The sequence below is a fragment of the Streptomyces sp. NPDC037301 genome (genome assembly GCF_055602785.1).
Genome location: NZ_JBVJWD010000010.1, coordinates 48,468 through 68,487, shown reverse-complemented (window position 1 = coordinate 68,487; position 20,020 = coordinate 48,468). Strand labels below are relative to the sequence as shown.

Annotated in this window: 19 protein-coding genes and 1 riboswitch; of the genes, 11 read left to right on the top strand and 8 right to left on the bottom strand. The window is 71.4% G+C overall.

Annotated elements, in window-relative coordinates; translation table 11 throughout:
• Positions 1-10 precede the first annotated feature (10 nt).
• From cobN to ACZ7IB_RS18235, 5 genes are all read right to left on the bottom strand, one after another.
• The gene (gene cobN / locus ACZ7IB_RS18255) at positions 11-3,676 is read right to left on the bottom strand and encodes a cobaltochelatase subunit CobN (RefSeq protein ID WP_470913744.1); all 3,666 of its coding nucleotides are present in this window, start codon (positions 3,674-3,676) and stop codon (positions 11-13) included.
• 8 nt (positions 3,677-3,684) lie between these two features.
• Entirely contained in the window at positions 3,685-5,202 is a 1,518-nt protein-coding gene (locus tag ACZ7IB_RS18250; protein WP_470913456.1) for a cobyric acid synthase, read from the bottom strand.
• The gene (locus tag ACZ7IB_RS18245; protein ID WP_470913454.1) at positions 5,199-6,257 is read right to left on the bottom strand and encodes a cobalamin biosynthesis protein; all 1,059 of its coding nucleotides are present in this window, start codon (positions 6,255-6,257) and stop codon (positions 5,199-5,201) included. The genes ACZ7IB_RS18250 and ACZ7IB_RS18245 overlap by 4 nt, the downstream gene beginning before the upstream one ends.
• A 144-nt stretch (positions 6,258-6,401) precedes the next feature.
• Positions 6,402-6,532: riboswitch (cobalamin riboswitch) on the bottom strand.
• A 172-nt stretch (positions 6,533-6,704) separates the two neighbouring features.
• The gene (locus ACZ7IB_RS18240) at positions 6,705-6,935 is read right to left on the bottom strand and encodes a hypothetical protein (RefSeq protein ID WP_114243854.1); all 231 of its coding nucleotides are present in this window, start codon (positions 6,933-6,935) and stop codon (positions 6,705-6,707) included.
• Between the two features lie 35 nt (positions 6,936-6,970).
• The gene (locus ACZ7IB_RS18235; RefSeq protein ID WP_470913451.1) at positions 6,971-8,236 is read right to left on the bottom strand and encodes an inorganic phosphate transporter; all 1,266 of its coding nucleotides are present in this window, start codon (positions 8,234-8,236) and stop codon (positions 6,971-6,973) included.
• Between the two features lie 263 nt (positions 8,237-8,499).
• Here ACZ7IB_RS18235 and ACZ7IB_RS18230 point away from each other — a divergent pair, with 263 nt between their 5' ends.
• From ACZ7IB_RS18230 to ACZ7IB_RS18220, 3 genes are all read left to right on the top strand, one after another.
• Positions 8,500-9,159, top strand: a complete 660-nt coding sequence (locus ACZ7IB_RS18230; RefSeq protein ID WP_470913448.1) for a class II aldolase/adducin family protein — start codon at positions 8,500-8,502, stop codon at positions 9,157-9,159.
• A gap of 133 nt (positions 9,160-9,292) precedes the next feature.
• Positions 9,293-10,420 carry an alpha/beta hydrolase gene (locus ACZ7IB_RS18225; RefSeq protein WP_470913445.1) on the top strand — a complete coding sequence of 376 codons (1,128 nt, stop codon included), beginning with the start codon at positions 9,293-9,295 and terminating at the stop codon, positions 10,418-10,420.
• A 185-nt stretch (positions 10,421-10,605) separates the two neighbouring features.
• Positions 10,606-11,916 (top strand): hypothetical protein, encoded by a 1,311-nt coding sequence (locus tag ACZ7IB_RS18220; RefSeq protein ID WP_093895737.1) that lies wholly within the window; start codon positions 10,606-10,608, stop codon positions 11,914-11,916.
• A gap of 57 nt (positions 11,917-11,973) precedes the next feature.
• Here ACZ7IB_RS18220 and ACZ7IB_RS18215 read toward each other — a convergent pair whose 3' ends face one another.
• Together ACZ7IB_RS18215 and ypfJ are read right to left on the bottom strand one after the other, a co-directional pair.
• Positions 11,974-12,387 (bottom strand): VOC family protein, encoded by a 414-nt coding sequence (locus tag ACZ7IB_RS18215; RefSeq protein WP_470913444.1) that lies wholly within the window; start codon positions 12,385-12,387, stop codon positions 11,974-11,976.
• Positions 12,388-12,519: 132 nt separating this feature from the next.
• Entirely contained in the window at positions 12,520-13,410 is an 891-nt protein-coding gene (gene ypfJ, locus ACZ7IB_RS18210; protein WP_470913442.1) for a KPN_02809 family neutral zinc metallopeptidase, read from the bottom strand.
• Positions 13,411-13,678: 268 nt separating this feature from the next.
• Here ypfJ and ACZ7IB_RS18205 point away from each other — a divergent pair, with 268 nt between their 5' ends.
• The 3 genes from ACZ7IB_RS18205 (at position 13,679) to ACZ7IB_RS18195 (ending at position 16,783) form a co-directional block, all read left to right on the top strand.
• On the top strand, positions 13,679-15,277 hold the full coding sequence (locus ACZ7IB_RS18205; protein ID WP_470913440.1) for an ABC-F family ATP-binding cassette domain-containing protein: 1,599 nt from the start codon (positions 13,679-13,681) through the stop codon (positions 15,275-15,277).
• A gap of 341 nt (positions 15,278-15,618) precedes the next feature.
• On the top strand, positions 15,619-15,840 hold the full coding sequence (locus ACZ7IB_RS18200; protein ID WP_018518904.1) for a helix-turn-helix domain-containing protein: 222 nt from the start codon (positions 15,619-15,621) through the stop codon (positions 15,838-15,840).
• A gap of 151 nt (positions 15,841-15,991) precedes the next feature.
• Complete coding sequence (locus ACZ7IB_RS18195; RefSeq protein WP_470913438.1) at positions 15,992-16,783, top strand: enoyl-CoA hydratase/isomerase family protein; 792 nt, start codon at positions 15,992-15,994, stop codon at positions 16,781-16,783.
• A gap of 71 nt (positions 16,784-16,854) precedes the next feature.
• Here ACZ7IB_RS18195 and ACZ7IB_RS18190 read toward each other — a convergent pair whose 3' ends face one another.
• Positions 16,855-17,556 carry a hypothetical protein gene (locus ACZ7IB_RS18190; RefSeq protein ID WP_470913437.1) on the bottom strand — a complete coding sequence of 234 codons (702 nt, stop codon included), beginning with the start codon at positions 17,554-17,556 and terminating at the stop codon, positions 16,855-16,857.
• Between the two features lie 92 nt (positions 17,557-17,648).
• Between ACZ7IB_RS18190 and ACZ7IB_RS18185 the strand changes: the two genes are divergently transcribed.
• From ACZ7IB_RS18185 to amaP, 5 genes are read left to right on the top strand one after another with little or no spacing between them, the layout of a single operon-like run.
• Positions 17,649-18,116 carry an Asp23/Gls24 family envelope stress response protein gene (locus tag ACZ7IB_RS18185; protein ID WP_470913435.1) on the top strand — a complete coding sequence of 156 codons (468 nt, stop codon included), beginning with the start codon at positions 17,649-17,651 and terminating at the stop codon, positions 18,114-18,116.
• A 33-nt stretch (positions 18,117-18,149) separates the two neighbouring features.
• Complete coding sequence (locus tag ACZ7IB_RS18180; RefSeq protein WP_327366611.1) at positions 18,150-18,341, top strand: hypothetical protein; 192 nt, start codon at positions 18,150-18,152, stop codon at positions 18,339-18,341.
• On the top strand, positions 18,338-18,700 hold the full coding sequence (locus ACZ7IB_RS18175; protein ID WP_470913432.1) for an Asp23/Gls24 family envelope stress response protein: 363 nt from the start codon (positions 18,338-18,340) through the stop codon (positions 18,698-18,700). Before ACZ7IB_RS18180 ends, ACZ7IB_RS18175 begins: the two co-directional genes overlap by 4 nt.
• Positions 18,697-19,383, top strand: coding sequence for a DUF6286 domain-containing protein (locus ACZ7IB_RS18170; RefSeq protein ID WP_470913429.1), 687 nt, complete (start codon positions 18,697-18,699; stop codon positions 19,381-19,383). The genes ACZ7IB_RS18175 and ACZ7IB_RS18170 overlap by 4 nt, the downstream gene beginning before the upstream one ends.
• Positions 19,380-19,967, top strand: coding sequence for an alkaline shock response membrane anchor protein AmaP (gene amaP, locus ACZ7IB_RS18165; protein WP_470913428.1), 588 nt, complete (start codon positions 19,380-19,382; stop codon positions 19,965-19,967). The genes ACZ7IB_RS18170 and amaP overlap by 4 nt, the downstream gene beginning before the upstream one ends.
• The last annotated feature ends 53 nt before the right edge of the window (positions 19,968-20,020 follow it).

Sequence of the window (20,020 nt, the reverse complement as noted above, 5' to 3'; positions counted from 1 at the left end):
CGCACCCCGCTCACTCGTCCCCCTCCAGGTCGCCCTCGAGCTCCAGATACGTGGCCCGCAGCCGCTCCAGCGTCTCCGCGTCCGGCTCCGCCCACAGCCCCCGCTCGGCCGCCTCCAGCAGCCGCTCCGAAATCCCTCGCAGTGCCCAGGGGTTGGACGTCTTCATGAAGTCCCGGTTGGTCTCGTCGAAGACGTACTCCGCCGACAACTTCTCGTACATCCAGTCGTCGACGACCCCCGCCGTGGCGTCGTAGCCGAAGAGGTAGTCCACGGTCGCTGCCATCTCGAAGGCACCCTTGTACCCGTGCCGCCGCATGGCCGCCATCCACCGAGGGTTCACCACCCGCGCCCGGAACACCCGGTGCGTCTCCTCGCCCAGCGTCCGCGTCTTCACCTGGTCCGGCGTGGCGCTGTCACCGACGTACGCCTCGGGCGACTCGCCGGTCAGATGCCGCACCATGGCGACCATGCCGCCGTGGTACTGGAAGTAGTCGTCCGCGTCGACCAGGTCGTGCTCACGCGTGTCCACGTTCTTCGCCGCCACCGCGATCCGCCGGAACGCCGTCTCCATGTCCCCGCGCGCCGCCCGCCCGTCGAGCCCGCGCCCGTAGGCGTAACCGCCCCACACCGCGTACACCTCGGCCAGATCCGCGTCGCTCCGCCAGTTGCGTGCGTCGATCAGCGGCAGCAGCCCCGCGCCGTACGCCCCCGGCTTCGACCCGAAGATGCGTGCCGTCGCCCGACGCCGGTCGCCGTGCCCCGCCGTGTCCTCGTCGGCGTGCGCCCGTACGTAGTTGGCGTCCGCGGGCTCGTCCAGCTCCGCCACCGTCCGTACCGCATCGTCGATCAGCCCCACCACATGCGGGAACGCATCGCGGAAGAACCCGGAGATCCGCACGGTCACATCGATGCGCGGGCGCCCCAGTTCGCTCACGGGCACGACCTCGAACCCGGTCACCCGCCGCGACGCGTCGTCCCACACCGGCCGGCAGCCGAGCAGCGCAAGGATCTCCGCGATGTCGTCGCCCTGGGTACGCATGGCGGAGGTGCCCCACACGGTCAGGCCGACCGACTTCGGGTAGTCGCCGGTGTCGGCGAGATACCGGGCGATCAGGGAGTCGGCGAGCGACTGCCCGACCTCCCACGACAGCCGGGACGGAATCGCCTTCGGGTCCACGGAGTAGAAGTTGCGGCCCGTCGGCAGCACATTGACGAGCCCGCGCGTGGGCGATCCGGACGGGCCGGCCGGTACGAAGCCGCCGTCCAGCGCCCGCAGAATGTGGTCGATCTCGTCCGTCGTCCGGGCCAGCCGCGGTACGACCTCCTCGCACGCGAAGCCCAACACGGCCACCGCATCCGGGAGTTCGAAGCCCAGTACGTCCCGTACCAGCCCCGCCGCGGCCGCGATGTCCCAGCCGCGCTCCTCCATGCCCTCAGCGAGCCGGCGGCACAGCTGCTCCAGCAGGTCGATCGCATCCGCACCGGTGCGCGCCGGGCCGTCGACCAGTTCGGTCAGCTCGACCGGCACCTTCACCGCGGCGCCGGGCTCGGCCAGCAGCTCCTTCTCGCTGAGCCCGAAGTGCTCGGCGACCGACGCCCGCAGCCCCGGGAGCGCGTTCGCCGTTCCGCCCCACACCTGGGAGGCGCGCAGCACGGCCAGCACCAGGTTGACCCGCGCCTCGTCGACGGGACCGCCGCCCAGGATGTGCAGGCCGTCCCGGATCTGGACGTCCTTGATCTCGCAGAGGTAGCCGTCGATGTGCATGACGAACGAGTCGAAGTCGTCGTCGCCGGGCTGTTCGTCGACATGGAGGTCGTGGTGCAGCTCGGCGGCCTTCACCAGCGTCCAGATCTGCGCCCGCACCGACGGGGCCTTCGTCGGGTCGAGATCGCTGACCAGTGCGTACTCGTCGAGCAGCTGCTCCAGCTTGGCCAGGTCGCCATAGGTGTCGGCGCGTGCCATCGGCGGCACCAGATGGTCCACCACCGTGGCGTGCCCACGCCGCTTGGCCTGGGTGCCCTCGCCCGGGTCGTTGACGATGAACGGGTAGATCAGCGGCAGTTCGCCGAGCACGGCGTCGGGGCCGCAACCGGCGGACAGGCCGAGGCCCTTGCCCGGCAGCCACTCCATCGTGCCGTGCTTGCCCATGTGGACGACGGCATCCGCGCCGAAGCCCCCCTCCGATGTTGCGGCCTCCAGCCAGCGGTACGTCGCCATGTAGTGGTGGGACGGCGGCATGTCCGGGTCGTGGTAGATAGCGATCGGGTTCTCGCCGAAGCCGCGCGGCGGCTGGATCAGCACCACCACATTCCCGAACCGGAGCGAGGCGAGGACGATGTCGTCCCCGTCCACGTACAGCGAACCCGGAGGCTCGCCCCAGTGCTCCAGCATCGAGTCGCGCAGCTCCGGTTCCAGCTTGTCGAACCAGGCCCGGTAGTCGGCGAGCGGCACACGCGCGGGGGCTGCCGCGAGCTGCTCCTCGGTCAGCCACTCCACGTCGTGGCCACCGGCGTTGATGAGACGGTGGATGAGCTCGTCGCCGTTGTCGGGGTACCCGTCGACTCCGTAACCGGCGTCGCGCAGGGCGTCCAGGACCCGCACCGCCGATGCGGGCGTGTCCAGACCGACGGCGTTGCCGACGCGCGAGTGCTTGGTCGGATAGGCGGTGAAGACGAGGGCGAGCTTCTTCTCGGCGTTCGTCCTGTGCTTCAGAACGGCGTGGCGCACCGCGATTCCGGCGACGCGCGCGGCCCGTTCCGGATCGGCGCGGTACACCGGCACGTCGTCGGGACCCTGCTCCTTGAAGGAGAACGGGACGGTGATCAGACGGCCGTCGAACTCGGGGATCGCGACCTGCATCGCGGCGTCCATGGGGGAGAGCGCGGCGTCGGAGGCGTCCCACGCGGCGCGCGCGGAGGTCAGGCACAGGCCCTGCAGCACAGGGACGTTCAGATCGGCGAGCGCGCCGATGTCCCAGGCCTCGTCGTCGCCCCCGGCGGAGGCGTCCGACGCACGGGTGCCGCCCGCCGCGAGCACCGTGGCGACCAGGGCGTCGGCCCTGCCGAGCAGCTCGTAGAGACCGGCGTCCGCGCCGCGCAGCGAACCGCAGTACACGGGAAGGGCGTTGGCGCCACGGGCCTCGACCGCGTCGCAGAGGACGTCCACGAACGAGGTGTTCCCGGACAGCTGGTGCGCCCGGTAGAAGAGCACGCCGATGGTCGGGCGGCCCTCGACGAACTCACGGCTGCCGTGCAGGCCCCACTCGGGCATCTTCTGCGGTTCGGCGAAGCCGTGGCCGGTCAGCAGGACGGTGTCGGAGAGGAAGCGGGCCAGTTCTACGAGGTTTCCGGGGCCGCCCTCCACGAGGTAGCGCAGCGCCTCGGCGACGACACCGGCGGGTACGGACGACTCGGCCATCAGCTCCGCGTCCGGCACGGCCTCGCCGCCCAGCAGCACGGTGGGGATGCCCGATGCCTTGAGGACGGCCAGCCCGTCCTCCCAGGCGCGCTTGCCGCCGAGGAGGCGGACGACGGCGACGGAGGAACCCTCGATCAGTGCGGGGAGTTCCTCGTGGGCGTCGATGCGGCTGGGGTTGCCGATCCGGTACGGCGCGCCACAGGCGCGGGCGGCGAGGAGGTCCGTGTCGGCGGTCGACAGCAACAGCACGGTGCTCATAGGGGCGTTCATGCGCGTGCTCCAGGTGCTCCGGGGGCGATGAAGGGAAGTCCTGACGGCGCGCCCGACTCGATGAGCCGCAGCAGCGCGTCGGTGTCCGCGTGTTCTTCGATGAGGTCGCCGAGGCGGTCGAGTTGTTCCTCGCGCAGCGCGGCGAAGCCGGTGTCGGGGGCGGGGACGAAGCGCCGGCCGGCGGCCCGCGCGACCTCGGTCAGGAAGCGGCGGCGGAATTCGTCGCTCTCCAGCGAGCCGTGCCAGTGGGTGCCCCACACGGCGCCGACCCGGCAGCCGTCCAGGAACGGTTCGCCGCCGCGTACATCGGCGACGCCGTGGTGGATCTCGTACCCCTCGACGGGGGCGCCGAGTGCCTCGCCGACGGGGCGGGCGAGGGTCTTCTCGCGGTCGAAGCGGATGCGTACGGGCAGCAGGCCGAGGCCGTCGATGTGCCCGGCCCTCGACTCGACGTCGTCCTCGATGTGTTCACCGAGGATCTGGAAGCCGCCGCAGATGCCGAGGACCGGCCGGTCCTCGGCGGCACGCCGCACCAGGGCGTCGGCGAGGCCGCGCTCGCGCAGCCAGGCCAGCGCGTTCACGGTGCCGCGGGTGCCCGGCACGATGACGAGGTCGGCGTCGGCCAGCTCCTCGGCGCGGTCCACGAACCGGACGACGACGCCCGGTTCGGCGGCCAGTGCGTCCACATCGGTGAAGTTCGACATCAGGGGTACGGCGCACACCGCGACACGCAGTACGTCGTCGCCGTGCGGAGGCGCGACGACCGATTCGCGTACGGCTCCGCGCAGCGAGACCCTCACACCGTCCTCTTCGTCGATGCCGAGGCCGTGGGCGAAGGGCAGCACCCCGTAGGTCTGCCGCCCGGTGATCCCGCGCAGCATCTCCAGGCCGGGCTCCAGCAGTGACACGTCGCCACGGAACTTGTTGACGAGGTAGCCGGCGATCAGTGACTGGTCCTCGGCGTCGAGCAGCGCCGTCGTACCGAAGAACGAGGCGAAGACGCCACCGCGGTCGATGTCGCCGACGACCACCACCGGGAAGCGTGCCGCCCGTGCGATGCCCATGTTCACGATGTCCGTGCGCCGCAGATTGATCTCGGCCGGACTGCCCGCCCCCTCGCAGATCACTGCGTCATACGTGCCCCGAAGCTGCTCCAGACAGTCCACGACCGTGCCGAGAAGCGCTTCCTGCCTGCCTCCGTGGTAGCCGCGTGCGCTCATCTCGCCCACCGGCCTGCCCATCAGGACGACCTGGCTGGAGCGGTCGCTGCCGGGTTTGAGCAGGACCGGGTTCATCAGCGCGGCCGGCTCCACCCGGGCGGCCTGGGCCTGCATGGCCTGGGCGCGCCCGATCTCGGCACCTTCGCGGGTGACGAACGAGTTCAGCGACATGTTCTGCGCCTTGAAGGGCGCCACCTTCACGCCCCGGCGCACGAGCCAGCGGCAGATGCCTGCTGTGACGACGCTCTTGCCCGCGTCCGAGGTGGTTCCGGCGACCAGCAGCCCGCCGCTCATGTCCGTCTCCGTCCTGCGATCCGACGTCCTGTGACTTGAAGTTCCGTGACCTGAAGTCCTGCGGACCGAAGTCCTGCGGACCGAAGTCCTGCGGACCGAAGTCCTGCGATCCGTCGTGCGGCGAGGCCCGCACCCAGTCGTCCCGCCACACACACGCCGAGGGCCAGCGCGCTCACCCGGCGCGACAGCCGTACCGCGCGTTCGATGTCCTCGGTCTCCACCGCCCGGCCCGCCTCCCCGTTGAGGACGGGGCGGTGTTCGACCCGGCCGCCGTACGCGAGGGTCCCGCCGAGCCGTACGCCGAGCGCACCCGCGAACGAGGCCTCCACCGGGCCCGCGTTGGGGCTCGGGTGCTTCGCCGCGTCGGCCCGCCACGCCCGTACCGCTCCACGTGGCCGCCCCCCGGCGGCCACGGCGAGCAGGGCCGTGAGCCGGGCACCGGGCCAGCCCGCGAGGTCGTCGAGGCGGGCCGAGGCCCAGCCGTAGCGCCGGTGGCGGGGCGACTTGTGGCCGACCATGGCGTCGAGGGTGTTGGCGGCCCGGAAGCCGACGAGCCCGGGCACACCGGCCAGCGCACCCCACACCAGGGCGCCGACCACGGCGTCCGAGGTGTTCTCGGCCACGGACTCCACCACGGCGCGGGCGATCTGCGGTCCGTCGAGGGAGTACGGGTCGCGCCCGCACAGATGCGGCAGACGCTCGCGGGCCGACTCGATGTCACCGGCGGCCAGGGCGCCGCCGATCGCCCGGGCCTCACGCCCCAGGGACGTACCGCCGACGACGGACCAGGTGGCGGCCGCGGTCAGTGCGACGGAGGCGGCGGGGTGGCTGCGTACGGCACGGGTGACCAGCGCGGCACCACCCGCGGCGCCTCCGGCGCAGACGAGCATGTGCAGCGCGCCCCACCCGCGGTGGTCGCGCCACAGACGGCGCTCGACGCCCGCCGCGGCCCGCCCGAAGGCGGCGACCGGATGCCCCCTGCGGGGGTCACCGAGCAGCAGATCGCCGATCAGACCGGCCGTGGCGCCGTACGCGAAAATGCGGTCGGCACGCACGGCTCAACCGGCCGTTACGCCTCGAAGGACCTTCGTACAGGCGGCTCTCGTCGAGAGCGCCACAGGAACGGACGCACGGCAGCCAGGCATGGCGATATGTCCTCACTCAGGGTCCGCGCCCTGGTTCGACGTGACCGGCGACGAGAGTCTCCTGGCTCCCGGATCCGCAGTTCCCCCGGCCTTCCAACCCGCTCGCGCGTGCCGTGACTTCCGGTGTGGGGGACTGCTCCCCGGTGACAGTGGCGGGACCGCGCCGGATTCGCACCGGCTTCCTCTGCTGTCGCCGTAATTGGCTCCGGCAGTCCACCACGCTCCGCGAACGCCCGTCAACTTGCCGTTGACCTGCGAAGGTGCAGTGTGCTGAGCCCCACATCGGGCCGGGCACACCACAACGGGCCGGACACACGAGGTGTGTCCGGCCCGACGGGGGAGTGCGTGGAGGAGGGCTCAGGCGACGATCAGATAGATCCCGTACGCGACCGCCGCAGCGCACAGCGCGAAGCAGACGTAGGCGCCGGCGCGGGCCAGCAGCAGCGAGCCGCCGGAGCCGCCCTGCGCCGCCGGTTCGGGCTGCTTGGAGAGACCGACGATGCCCAGGGTGAAGAAACCCACCAGCGCGACGGTGACGACGAGGGAGACGCCGAAGACGGAGCCGAGGGCTGCCCAGTCGATGTTCATGCTGAATCCTTAGACGGTCTGCCTAGGCGGCTGGCCTAGACGGTGGCGGGTCGCGCCGGGTCCTGGGTGGTTCCGGCCGGAGCCGGAATGGTGGTCTTGAGGTCCTGGGCCGCTGCCTGGGCCACGGTGAGCGGCGGGCTGACGGCGGCGATGGCCGTGGTGACGACGCCCGCGGGCTCGGCGTCGCCGCCCGTCGGCGCGACATCGCCGTGGCCGACCGGCTTGCGGCGCGACACCAGCCAGATCGCCCCGGAGCCCACGACCAGCAGCGCCGCGACGACCACGACACCCCAGGTGCCCTGCTTGGTGAGGAGTTCCGCGCCCGCGCCGACCAGGCCCGCGGCCGGCAGTGTCAGACCCCAGGCGACGAACATCCGGGTGGCGGTGGACCAGCGGACCACGCCGCCCCGGCGACCGAGGCCCGCGCCCATCACGGCGCCGGAGCAGGACTGGGTGGTGGAGAGGGAGAAGCCGAGGTGCGAGGAGGCCAGGATGACCGTGGCCGCACTGGTCTGGGCGGCGAAGCCCTGCGGCGGCTTGAGGTCGGTGAGGCCGCTGCCCATGGTGCGGATGATGCGCCAGCCGCCCAGGTAGGTGCCGAGTGCGATGGCCGTACCGGCACAGACGATGACCCAGACCGGCGGGTTGGAGCCGGGGTGCAGGACGCCACCGGTGACCAGGGCCAGGGTGATGATGCCCATGGTCTTCTGCGCGTCGTTGGTGCCGTGGGCGAGGGAGACCAGTCCGGCCGAGGCGATCTGGCCGGCGCGGTAGCCCTTGGCAGTGGCCTTCTCCTGGGCGTCGTTGCGGATCTTCCCGCCGATCCGGTACGTCAGCCTGGTGGCCAGCAGTGCGGCCAGACCGGCGACGATCGGGGCGGCGACCGCGGGGAGCAGCACCTTGGTGACGACGGTGCCGCCGTTGACCGACGACCAGCCCGCCGACATCACGGCTGCGCCGATCAGTCCGCCGAACAGGGCGTGCGAGGAACTGGACGGCAGTCCGACCAGCCAGGTCAGCAGATTCCACAGGATGGCGCCGACGAGTGCCGCGAAGATGACTTCTGTCCGCAGCCCGTCCTCGTTGATGATCCCGCCGGAGATCGTCTTGGCGACCTCGACCGACAGGAACGCGCCGACGAGGTTGAGAACGGCGGACATGGCCACCGCTGTCTTCGGTCTGAGTGCACCGGTCGAGATGGTGGTCGCCATCGCGTTGGCGGTGTCGTGGAAACCGTTCGTGAAATCGAACACTAGAGCTGTCACGATCACAATCGCGAGTAGCAGCGTGATGTGTTCCATTTACCCAGGCAATCGCTCGACGTCATTGGCACGTGGACCGTAGGCAACCTGGGTGAACGGAAGATGAACTGGGCAGGGCGCTGTGGTGACCCCAACTGGAGTCGGGTCGTTCCGTTTGTCCTTCGCGGGGCGGTGCGGGCCGGACGCAGGGCCGATTCGGGCCCGATTCGGCCCCCCGCCACCCCTCTTGTGAACTTCTCCGGTTTGTGACTTATCCCCCCGATCGCATGCCCGTTCGTCTCCAGGGCTGACAGGATCTCCACATGAGCGATCAGCAACGGGACGCGATCGAACGTGCCTGGGACGGTGTCGTCGCCACCGCCCGCAGGACGGCGGCGGACGGCCTCGTCGTCGGGACCTCGGGAAACGTGTCGGCACGGGTCGGCGGGACGGTCCTGGTCACCCCGAGCGGAGTGCCGTACGACCGGCTCCGCCCCGAGGACGCCGTCGGCGTCGATCTGGAAGGCAACCGCGTCCTCGGTGAACTGGCTCCGACCAGCGAACTCCCGCTCCATCTCGCGGTCTACCGGAACAGCGATGCGGCCGCCGTCGTGCATACCCACGCGGTGCACGCCACGGCCGTCTCCACCCTGGTCCCCGAGGTCCCTTCGGTCCACTACGCCGCCGCCATGCTCGGGGGTCCCGTCCGGGTCGCGGCCTATGCGCGTTACGGGACCGAGGAGCTGGCCGAGAACATGCTCGGCGCTCTGCAGGGCCGTACGGGCTGCCTGCTCCAGAACCACGGAACCGTGACCTACGGAGCGACCCTGGACGAGGCGTACGACAGGACCGCCCAGCTGGAATGGCTCTGCCGGCTCTGGCTCACCGCCGGCTCCGTCCCCGGACACACCCCGACCCTGCTCTCCCCGGCCCAGCTGCGCGACGTACAGGAGGCACTGAAGGGATACGGACAACCGGGCTGACCCGACCCCTGCCTGTCCCCGCTGTCCCGTCTGTCCCGGCTGTCCCGTCCGATCCGCCCGTCCTGCCCCTGCCGGGGCACCGGACGGCCCCCGTCCGCTGGCAGGGTGCGGTGCACCCCACGACACTGGAACAGTGCGCCCGGCAACAGTTACGGCAGCAGCCGTCACCACGATCCTCGGTATCGGTGCGGCAGCGGTCGCGGCCGGCCGGTACGCCAGCGACGCCGCCCTCAGGGTGCCGTCCGGACGGCCGCTCCCCGCCGACCGCAGACTCACCGTGCACGCCACAGCGGCCGGGCAGGTCACCCTGACGCGCTCCTTCGCCGCCCTGCGGCCCGGTACGTACGGACTGGTGGCCGACGACGTCCACGCCGTCGTCGGCCTGGTGATCGAACACGCCCACCACGCCCCCGACACCGTCGTCCGCAGACTGGAACGAGTCAACCGCGGCAGCCTGGAAACCGGCGCCAAGGTCCGCATCACTCCGCAGCTGCACAGCGGCGACCCCGCATCGGCCCTCGGACTCGATCACAGGGAAGTCGAGATCCCCGGCGAACTCGGCCCCCTGCCCGCCTGGTTCCTGCCCGGCCCCCGCGACACCTGGGTCATCACCGTGCACGGCCTCGGCACCACCAGGGAACACCCCATGAACGTCATGGAGTTCCTGCACGATCTGCGCCTGCCCGTGCTCGACCTGGCCTACCGCGGTGACGCCGGAGCCCCGCGTTCCCCGGACGGCCTCGTCCACCTCGGCGAGTCCGAATGGCGCGACCTGGACGCGGCGATCCGCTTCGCCGTGCGGTACGGAGCCGAGAAGGTCGTCCTGCACGGCTGGTCCACCGGCGCCTCGATGGCGCTGCACGCGGCCGTCAACTCCGCGCTCCGCAATCGGATCTGCGGTCTTGTCCTCGACTCCCCGGTCCTGGACTGGGTCACCACGCTGCGCGCCCTGGCCGTCGCCCGCGGTGTCCCGACCGCACTGCTGCCGCTCGCCGTCCGCGCCGCCCAGGGGCAGACAGGGCTGCGCGGCGCCCGGCTCCTGGACGGCTCCCTCGCAACGGCGCTGCATGTCCCGACCCTGATCTTCCACGGTCCGGACGACACCCTGGCCCCCTGGCAGCCGTCCCGCGATCTGGCCGCCCGCCGCCCGGACCTGGTCGCCCTGCGCGCCGTACCGCAGGCTCCGCATGCGGCGATGTGGAATGCCGATCCGGTCCACTACGAAGAGGCCCTGCGCCGCTTCCTCACGCCTCTGATGTGACTCGATGCGAGGGATCGGCCGATTGCTGCCGGACCCGCCCGCCACCCCCTTCCACCGCGAATTCGGGTTCCGTTTGGGCTTTCGGGCCGTCAGGGGCAAGACTGCTCCCCGTGACGTCCCGTACCCCGCGCGACTCCAGGCTGCGACTTGTCCGCCCGCGACCCCTTGCCACCGCTCGCAAGGCCGTGACCACCCGGCGCACCAGGCCGGCTCCCCGCCCCCCGGAGGGCACCCCTCCCAGGGCGGAACTGGCCCGCCAGGCCAGGACGGCCCTCGCCGACGCTGTACGGATCGCCCGCTGGGCAGCCGACGGCGCGATCCCCGGCGCGCCGCCCCTGGCCGCCCAGGCCCTCGAACGGGCCGCGACAGCCCTGGAGTTGTCCCCGGCCCAGGTGCGCTCCGGCTGGGACCGGGCCCGGCTCGCCGGTCTGGTCGAACTGCACGGCGACACCGCACGCCCCGGCTGGCGGCTGCGCGCCTGGGACCGCGACGACTCCGCCGTGCTCCGCGGCTGGGTGGCGCTCTTCGACGCCTGGTCGCTCGTCCACCCCGCGCCCGAGGGCATCGAGTCGACCGCGGTCGCAGAGGCCGTCGAGGCCGTGCCGCAGGTGCTCTCCCTCCTCCAGCTCTCGGCGGGCCCGGTCACCGTGCCCGCCCTCCTGGACCTTCTCGGCCAGCGTGTCGCGGAGCTCCATGAGGAGCGCTGCGAGGTGCCGTACGGGCCGCAGGCGCCGCCCGCACCGGCCGAATCCGCCCCCGCGGCACACCCCGCAGCCCTGGTCGCCCTCCTTCTCGACTGGGCCCTTGAGGGACTGGCCGCGGTAGGCGCGCTCACCCTCGGCGCCGGACATGCCACCCTCACCCCGCTCGGCAACTGGGCGGTCTGGGTCAAGCTGGAACAGATCTGCGTCGCGGCCCAGAGCCCGGCCGGGAACATCGAGCAGTCCGCGGCAGACATGCTGCTCGGCTGCGCCCGGCTCACCCCCGGCCCGGCCCGCGCCGAATACCGAGCCTGGCTCGCCGCCCGCCCCGTCGGCAGCGCCGTCGCCGAACTCCTCGGCGTCGCCCGCGGGGAGGACGCGCTGCTGCGCGGGCTCGCCTTCGAGGCTCTCCGGGTCGTCGGCGCCCCCGCCGAGCCCGAGGTGCGCTCCGTCGTGGGCGACCCCTCGTTGCGCCCCTACGCGCTGCTGTGGCTGGCCGAGTACGGCGGAACGGACCCCGAGGACGCCCAGGACGTCCTCAGCCGCGAGGAAGCCACCTGGCTCTGGGTCGACACAGCGGCGGCGGTCGCGGACCACGGCGAGACCGGGCTGCTGGTCCGCCATCTCGACTCGGCCGTCCAGGGCACGGTGCCGGCGCTGCTGGACGAGGTACGGGCAGTCGGCCACCCGCGCACCGTGCAGGTCCTGGTGGCCCTGGCCGCCGCGCACCCGGACCCCGCGCTGGCCAAAGCGGTGCGCCGGGCCGCGTTCCAGGTGCACACGGGCGGCGCGTAGCGCGGGTGAGTCCGCGTCGGACGGGCTTGGCCCCAAGCCCGTCCGGCCGACCGCCCGTCAGTCCGCCGACCCCGGTGCGTACGTCCCGAAGCTCCACACATTGCCCTCCGCGTCCCGCGCAATGAAGTCGCGGGAGCCGTAGTCCTGGTCCGTCGGCGGCATCAGGATCTCCACCCCGTACTCCACGGCCCGGGCGTGGTGCTCATCGACCTCGTCCACCACGACGTAGACACCGGCCGGGCCCGCGCCCTGCATCGCCTTGGAGAAGACACCCTCTCGGCCCTTGGAGCCCAGCATCACCCTGCCGTTGCCGCAGGACAGCTCCGCATGCAGCACCGTGCCGCTCTCGCCCTCGTACACCGCTTCCTCGGTGAAGCCGAGCCCCTCCGTCAGCATCCTGATCGCGGCCTTCGCGTCGTCGTACAGAATCGTCGGATAGATCGTCGGAACGCCGGCCGGTGCGCCTGCCATCGCGCTCACCCCTTCTCGTACTCCCGTGACCTGCTTCTGTGATCTGCATCTCAGTTTTCCACCGGCCGCTGACAACGGCTCGGCTCGGCCGAAGAGGCCCGGCTCGGACGGCCCGGCTGCCAACGGCCCGGCTCAGCGGAAAGTGTTGCAATCGGCCATGTCTCCGCTGCGGAAACCGGTGGTGAACCACTGCTGTCGCTGCGCGGCCGAGCCGTGCGTCCAGGACTCAGGCGTGACCCTGCCCTGGAACCTCTCCTGGATCCGGTCGTCGCCGACAGCGGCCGCCGCATCGAGCCCGTCCCGGATGTCCGCCTGTGTCAACGAGGTGATCAGCGGCCGCCCGGTCGATTCGTCGGGCGTGGTCGTCGCGTGATGCGCCCAGACCCCGGCGTAACAGTCCGCCTGCAGCTCCACCTTGACCGCGTTGCTGTTCGCACCGGCCTGCCTGTCCTGCGAGCGGCTCAGCGTCTCCATGAGGTCCTGCACATGGTGCCCGTACTCATGGGCGACGACGTACGCCTGGGCGAACGGGCCACCGCTGGAGCCGAACTTCGTCCGCAGCTCGTCGAAGAAACCCAGGTCCAGATAGACCTGCCGGTCACCCGGGCAGTAGAACGGCCCGACCGCCGAGGTCGCGGAGCCGCACGGGGTGCCGACCCGGTCGGTGAACAGGACCGTCCGGGCATCCGTGTACGTCCCGCCGCGCCGCCGGAACTCCTGCTCCCAGTAGTCCTGCACGCTGTTGACCACCGCGACGATCCGGCAGTCCTCCCTGGTGTTCGCGTCCTGTCCGGTCCGGCAGGACTGCTGGACCTGCGCCGCCGAGGACGCGGTCGCCGCCGTGCCCGAGCCGCCGGACGACAGGCCGAGCTGATCGGGGCCGACGCCGAAGAGCAGCCCCAGGATCAGTGCGATGAGACCGGCGATGCCACCGCCCACGGTGGCCCTGCCGCCGGGGATGCGGCTGCCACGCACATCCTGGACCTCGGACGCGTCCAGATCGGCGTCGTCGTCGAACTGCATGGGCACCACTCTCTGCTCCGGCCGTGGTGGTCTCACCACCTCCGCCGAGTATTAGGTAGTTCACACCGCAATGCCCTTTTTTGGTCGCGCGGTGGAGTGGAGCGGCAGCGCTGAGCGAGTTTTCGGCAAGTGCCGTGAGTGCATGCGGAAAAGCAGTTGCACACCGCCAGTAGAATGACCCGTATGGCAATTCTCCCTGTGCATTAGACGGCGTCGAGACACCTCCGCCCTCGTCCCGTCCGCCGTCCATACGCCCTGGAGTTTTACCGTGATCACCGCTTCCGGCATCGAGCTGCGCGCCGGCGCCCGCATCCTCATCGAGTCCGCCTCCTTCCGTATCGCCAAGGGTGACCGCATCGGCCTCGTCGGCCGCAACGGAGCGGGCAAGACCACCCTCACCAAGTGCCTCGCAGGCGAGGGCAACCCCGCCGGCGGCACCATCACCAAGTCCGGCGAGGTGGGCTACCTCCCGCAGGACCCGCGCACCGGCGACCTCGACGTACTCGCCCGCGACCGCATCCTCTCCGCCCGCGGTCTCGACGAGATCCTGCGCAAGATGCGCGAGAACGAGGAGCGGATGGCGAACGGCAAGGGCGCCACCCGTGAGAAGGCGATGAAGAAGTACGAGCGCCTGGAGACGGAGTTCCTCACCAAGGGCGGATACGCCGCCGAGGCCGAGGCCGCCACCATCGCCGCCGCGCTCAGCCTGCCCGACCGGGTGCTCGGGCAGCCGCTCCACACACTCTCCGGCGGTCAGCGCCGCCGCGTCGAGCTGGCCCGCATCCTGTTCTCGGACGCCGACATCCTGCTGCTCGACGAGCCGACGAACCACCTCGACGCCGACTCGATCGTCTGGCTGCGCGACTATCTCAAGACCTATCGCGGCGGCTTCATCGTGATCTCCCACGATGCCGAGCTCGTCGAGACGGTCGTCAACAAGGTCTTCTACCTCGACGCCAACCGCTCGCAGATCGACATCTACAACATGGGCTGGAAGCTCTACCAGCAGCAGCGCGAGGCCGACGAGAAGCGCCGCAAGCGCGAGCGGCAGAACGCCGAGAAGAAGGCTGCGGCCCTCAACTCGCAGGCCGACAAGATGCGCGCCAAGGCCACCAAGACCGTCGCCGCGCAGAACATGGCCAAGCGCGCCGAGCGGCTGCTCTCCGGCCTGGAGGCCGTCCGGGTCTCCGACAAGGTCGCCAAGCTGCGCTTCCCCGAGCCCTCGCCGTGCGGCAGGACCCCCCTGATGGCGGAGGGCCTGTCCAAGTCGTACGGCTCTCTCGAAATCTTCACCGATGTGGATCTCGCCATCGACAAGGGCTCCCGGGTCGTCATCCTCGGCCTCAACGGTGCGGGCAAGACCACGTTGCTCCGGCTCCTCGGCGGCGCCGAGAAGCCCGACACCGGCCAGGTCATCGAGGGCCACGGACTCAAGCTCGGCTATTACGCCCAGGAGCACGAGACCCTCGACCCGGAGCGCTCCGTCCTGGAGAACATGCGCTCCGCGGCGCCCGACCTCGATCTCGTCGACGTCCGCAAGACACTGGGCTCGTTCCTCTTCTCCGGCGACGACGTCGACAAGCCCGCCGGCGTCCTCTCCGGCGGTGAGAAGACCCGTCTCGCGCTGGCGACCCTGGTGGTCTCCTCCGCCAATGTGCTGCTCCTGGACGAGCCGACGAACAACCTCGACCCGGCCAGCCGCGAGGAGATCCTCGGCGCGCTGCGTACGTACAAGGGCGCCGTCGTCCTCGTCACGCACGACGAGGGAGCGGTCGAGGCGCTTCAGCCGGAGCGCATCATCCTGCTGCCGGACGGTGTCGAGGACCTGTGGGGCGCGGACTACCGGGACCTCGTCGCGCTCGCCTGATCCCGGCCCCGTCACCGTCTGATCCACTTCGTCTGGATCATTCGGCCTATGCGTGATCCATCATCTGCGTGAGTACGTCTCGTACCTCGGCGCGGCGCCCGGCAGATACCTGCCGGGCGCACCCATTTGGGGCCGCAATCCCCATGTGGCCCTGACCTGGCGGTTCGTCCCGGGCCTGTCCCCACTCGCCCCCACAGCCCAGCGGAATGCGGGGTTCCGGTTGGGTGGGCCCGTTGCCCGGGCAGGAATCCGGTTGCACGGACCTTGCCGAATGGGTGGCCAGGAAGCCTCCGAGGGGTGATCATGAGAGTCCAGAGCGCACTTCCCATGAGGAGGCACGGGTGGCCGAGACTCTGAAGAAGGGCAGCCGGGTTACCGGCGCCGCGCGCGACAAGCTCGCGGCAGACCTGAAGAAGAAGTACGACTCCGGTGCGAGCATCCGGGCGTTGGCCGAAGAGACCGGCCGCTCCTACGGATTCGTCCACCGGATGCTCAGTGAGTCCGGAGTCACGCTGCGAGGACGCGGCGGAGCGACACGAGGCAAGAAGGCCGCCACGGCCTGACGGCCTTCGGCGGAACGGGGCAGGTCGTCCGGCCCGTCCCGGGGCTCACCGGTTTCGGCGGTGGCCACCCGGTCGATCCTGATGTCGGCCGGGTGGTTACTGTTCAGTCACTTAGCTCGAAGTGCTGACTGACCCGATCCGGAGGCGCCCCATGACCTCGCTCGACTCTGTGCTCGACAAGGACGGCGTACGACTCATCGTCGATGACGCGGTTGCCACGGTGACCCTCACCAATCCGGCCAAGCGCAACGCTCAGTCCCCCGCTCTGTGGCGGGCGTTGACAGAGGCCGGACGGGCACTGCCCGGCAATGTGCGGGTCGTTGTGCTCCGCGGCGAGGGCAAGTCCTTCTCCGCGGGCCTCGACCGGCAGGCGTTCACCCCCGAGGGGTTCGACGGTGAGCCGTCCTTCCTCGACATGGCGCGCGGCCCGGAGGACGAGCTCGACGCGACCATCGCCGAGTACCAGGAGGCGTTCACCTGGTGGCGCCGCAACGACATCGTGTCGATCGCGGCGGTCCAGGGACATGCGATCGGTGCCGGCTTCCAGCTCGCCCTCGCCTGCGATCTGCGGATCGTCGCCGAGGACGTGCAGTTCGCCATGCGCGAGACCAGCCTCGGTCTGGTCCCCGACCTCACCGGCACACACCCCCTGGTCAACCTGGTGGGGTACGCCCGCGCGCTCGAAATCTGCGCCACGGGCCGCTTCGTGCACGCCGCGGAGGCCGAGCGCACCGGCCTGGCCAACCTCGTCGTCCCCGCCGACGAACTGGACGCCGCCGCCCGCGATCTGGCCGGTGCACTGCTGGCTGCCCCGCGCGACGCGGTCGTGGAGACCAAGGCGCTGCTGAGCGGTGCCGTCTTCCGTGGTTACGAGGAGCAGCGCGTTGCCGAACGCGCCGCGCAGAGCCGCCGTCTGCGCGACCTGGCGGGCATCACCGACTGAGAGGGCCGTGCCCTCGACCGCCGGGCGGGCTCGCTCCTCAGGCCCGTGGGGCGATCAGCCTCGTCCGGCGGTCAGTCCCGCTCCACCACCGCCGTGACCAGCACCGTGACCGAGGGACGCCCCTCCACCGCATCCGCCACCGCGCCCCGTACCGCACGTGCCACATCGAGCGCCCGGTAGCCGGAGTCCGTCGCCAGTTCGACCCGTACTCGGTCCGGGCCCGCGTGCACCGCGTCGCCCAGCACCCGGGTCAGCGTCACGACACCCGGAACACCCGCGGCAGCGAGCCCCGCCGCCCCCTCCGGCCTCGCCGAGCGCACCTCGGCCGGTGCGGGCGCCCGCCGTTCGGGTGGTGTGTCCAGCAGCTCCGTCACTCGGAGATCCACCTCGGCGACCACCAGACCCAGCCGGTGCCCGGCCGCCGTCAGCAGCGCCGAGCGCAGCGCCGCGGCCGCGGCGGGCAGCGGTCGGCCGGACATCGCCGACATGGTCGCCTCGATCCGCAGCGGCCCCGGCGGCAGCGCACTCGGCGGCGGTTCCACTTCCGCGTCCGGGGCCCGGTCCGGATCGGCCACGGAGATCCTGAGCTCCCCGAGCACCGGTCCCGGTCCGGGGACGCCCACCGCGTCGCGCAGTACGCGCGCCGCGGCCCGTTCCGAGATCCAGGCCCCGTCGGCCGGACCACCCAGCGGAAGCAGCCGGCCGAGACCGAGCCGTTGCCGAACCGCTGCCGTCCATCCGTCGGCCCTGTGCGGGCTGTCAGCCGTCGTCATCTCCCCAGCCTGCCGCATCCACGGCGCGAAATGGGGCAAGCGCACTTAATGTGGGCAACGAGGCCCAACCTGCCCCGAAGGGAAGAGTGGCGATGACCGACACCCCACAGCGGAACCGTCCCGAGAGCCCCGACAAGGAATCGAGCCCGCTCATCAAGCGCGGCGGGGGAGACCCCGCCACCCGTGGCCGTACGACCATCGCCGACGGCGTGGTCGAGAAGATCGCGGGAATGGCGGCACGTGACGTGGTCGGTGTCCATGCGATGGGCAGTGGCTTGTCGCGTACGTTCGGCGCGGTGCGCGAACGGGTTCCCGGCGGAGGAAAGTCCGTCACCCGAGGGGTCAAGGCGGAGGTCGGCGAATCGCAGACCGCCCTCGACCTGGAGATCGTCGTCGACTACGGCGTGTCGATCGCCGATGTCGCCCGGGACGTACGGGAGAACGTCGTCGCGGCGGTCGAGAGGATGACGGGCCTCGAAGTCGTCGAGGTCAATATCGCGGTCAGCGATGTGAAGCTGCCCGACGAGGAGGACGAAGAGTCCGAGCCACGTCTCCACTAGGGCCTCTGACACGAGGCAGTCGAGGAGCACAGGATGAACATGGCTGTGGTCGGCATGGTGGCCGGCATGGCGCTCGGATTCGCCGGGTACTTCGGCGGATTCGGGGCCTTTTTGCTGGTGGCCGCGTTGGGGGCGATCGGCTTCATCGCCGGTCGCTTCCTGGAGGGTGACCTGGAGCCCGGCGACTTCTTCCGCAGTCGCGAGCGCGGCGACCGACGGCGATGACGGCGTTGTCGGGAGCGAGCGGCCGGGTCGCCGCCGGTGAGCGCGGGGAGACCCGGATCGCCGACCGGGTGGTCGCGAAGATCGCCGCACAGGCGGCGAAGGAGGCGATCGACGAGCCGCCGAAGGAAGGCGCCTCGCCGCGCGCCACGGTCACGGTGCACCGCGACACCGCCCGGGTCCGGGTGAGCCTGGAGCTCGGATATCCCTCCGACATCGGGCGCCAGTGCGGCGGGGTGCGTCGGCATGTCGTCGAACGGGTCAAGGCGTTGGCGGGGATGGAAGTGCCCGAGGTTGCCGTACAGGTCGAGCGCCTGCATCCGACGGGAGCGGGCATCGCGGCACAGGGGAGGATCCGATGACCGAGCCCCAGGAACCGGAACACCGTACGCAACGGCTGCCCACCACTCGGCCCGTCGAACAGGGGACCGTGCTCGAACTCGGCCAGTCCGCCTCGTCCGCCGCCTACGACCCGGTGCCCGCGCAGCAGGAGAGCGGCGGCAGGGCGGGCCGTTTCTGGTCCGCGCGCCGTATCCCCGCGGCGATCCTCGCCCTGGTGATCCTCGGCGGCACCGGTCTGCTGCTCTACGACGTGGCGGCGGTACGGGCCCACCACCCGGCGATGCAGTGGCGCCGCACGCTGGCCGACGAGCTCGCCGGCCGGCCGCTGGACAACGTCTGGGTGCTGGCCGGCGCGGCGGCCGCCGTGGCGATCGGCCTGTGGCTGCTCGTGCTCGCCGTCACCCCCGGACTCCGCGACCTGCTGCCGATGCGCCGAGACCGCCCCGGCGTACGGGCCGGCCTCGACCGGGCCGCGGCCCAACTGGTCCTGCGGGACCGGGCCATCGAGGTGTCGGGTGTGCAGTCGGTGCGGGTCCGGATGGGCCGGGGCAAGGTCGGGGTGCGTGCGGTGTCGCACTTCCGTGAACTCGACGACGTGCGGGCCGATCTGGACACCGTGCTCGGGACCGGCATCAAGGAACTGGGCCTGGCCAGGCCGCCGAGCCTGTCCGTACATGTCCGCCGTCCCGCGAAGAAGGGGTGAGCCCGTTGCTCAGGACCGTCAACCGGGTACTGCTCGGACTGGCCGGGCTGGTGCTGATCTGCGGCGGCGGTGCGGTGCTCGCGGCCGGGCTCGGCCTCTCCGTACCGTCCTGGTGGCCCTGGTACGGCAAGGGCGATGTGCTCCTCAGCGTGGCCGACCGGGACCGCTGGCGCGGCGAGGGCTGGTGGTGGCCGACGGTGATCGCGGTCCTGGCCGTCGTGGTCGTCCTCGCCCTTTGGTGGCTGCTGGCCCAGCTGCGCCGCGCCCGTCTCGCCGAGGTGCTGGTGGACAGCGGCGACGGCGAGGGTGCGCTCCTGCGGGGCCGGGCCCTGGAGGGGGTGCTCGCCGATGAGGCGGGGACCTTGGACGGGGTGGCCCGCGCCCAGGTCGTGCTGACCGGCCGGCGCAGTTCGCCGCGCGCCAGGATCCGTCTGCTGATGGAGCCGCACGCGGCGCCGGACGAGGCGCTCGGCCGCCTCACCGACGAGGCGCTGGCCCATGCGCGGGATTCGGCCGGGCTGGCGCAGCTCCCGGCCGAAGTGCGGTTGAGGGCGGTCAGACACCGTGCGGAAAGGGTGAGTTGACGGCCGTTGTCGCGGTGTCCCCGATCGCCGGACGGGCCTGAGGAATCGAACCC

Excerpts from the sequence above, each read along its gene's own strand:
- ACZ7IB_RS18180 (WP_327366611.1), top strand. The coding sequence starts at position 18,150 with ATGAACATGGCTGTGGTCGGCATGGTGGCCGGCATGGCGCTCGGATTC.
- cobN (WP_470913744.1), bottom strand. The coding sequence starts at position 3,676 with ATGAGCACCGTGCTGTTGCTGTCGACCGCCGACACGGACCTCCTCGCC.
- ACZ7IB_RS18195 (WP_470913438.1), top strand. The coding sequence starts at position 15,992 with ATGACCTCGCTCGACTCTGTGCTCGACAAGGACGGCGTACGACTCATC.
- ACZ7IB_RS18175 (WP_470913432.1), top strand. The coding sequence starts at position 18,338 with ATGACGGCGTTGTCGGGAGCGAGCGGCCGGGTCGCCGCCGGTGAGCGC.
- ACZ7IB_RS18215 (WP_470913444.1), bottom strand. The coding sequence starts at position 12,387 with ATGGCAGGCGCACCGGCCGGCGTTCCGACGATCTATCCGACGATTCTG.
- ACZ7IB_RS18240 (WP_114243854.1), bottom strand. The coding sequence starts at position 6,935 with ATGAACATCGACTGGGCAGCCCTCGGCTCCGTCTTCGGCGTCTCCCTC.
- ACZ7IB_RS18250 (WP_470913456.1), bottom strand. The coding sequence starts at position 5,202 with ATGAGCGGCGGGCTGCTGGTCGCCGGAACCACCTCGGACGCGGGCAAG.
- ACZ7IB_RS18230 (WP_470913448.1), top strand. The coding sequence starts at position 8,500 with ATGAGCGATCAGCAACGGGACGCGATCGAACGTGCCTGGGACGGTGTC.
- ACZ7IB_RS18185 (WP_470913435.1), top strand. The coding sequence starts at position 17,649 with ATGACCGACACCCCACAGCGGAACCGTCCCGAGAGCCCCGACAAGGAA.
- ACZ7IB_RS18190 (WP_470913437.1), bottom strand. The coding sequence starts at position 17,556 with ATGACGACGGCTGACAGCCCGCACAGGGCCGACGGATGGACGGCAGCG.
- ACZ7IB_RS18170 (WP_470913429.1), top strand. The coding sequence starts at position 18,697 with ATGACCGAGCCCCAGGAACCGGAACACCGTACGCAACGGCTGCCCACC.
- ACZ7IB_RS18235 (WP_470913451.1), bottom strand. The coding sequence starts at position 8,236 with ATGGAACACATCACGCTGCTACTCGCGATTGTGATCGTGACAGCTCTA.
- ypfJ (WP_470913442.1), bottom strand. The coding sequence starts at position 13,410 with ATGCAGTTCGACGACGACGCCGATCTGGACGCGTCCGAGGTCCAGGAT.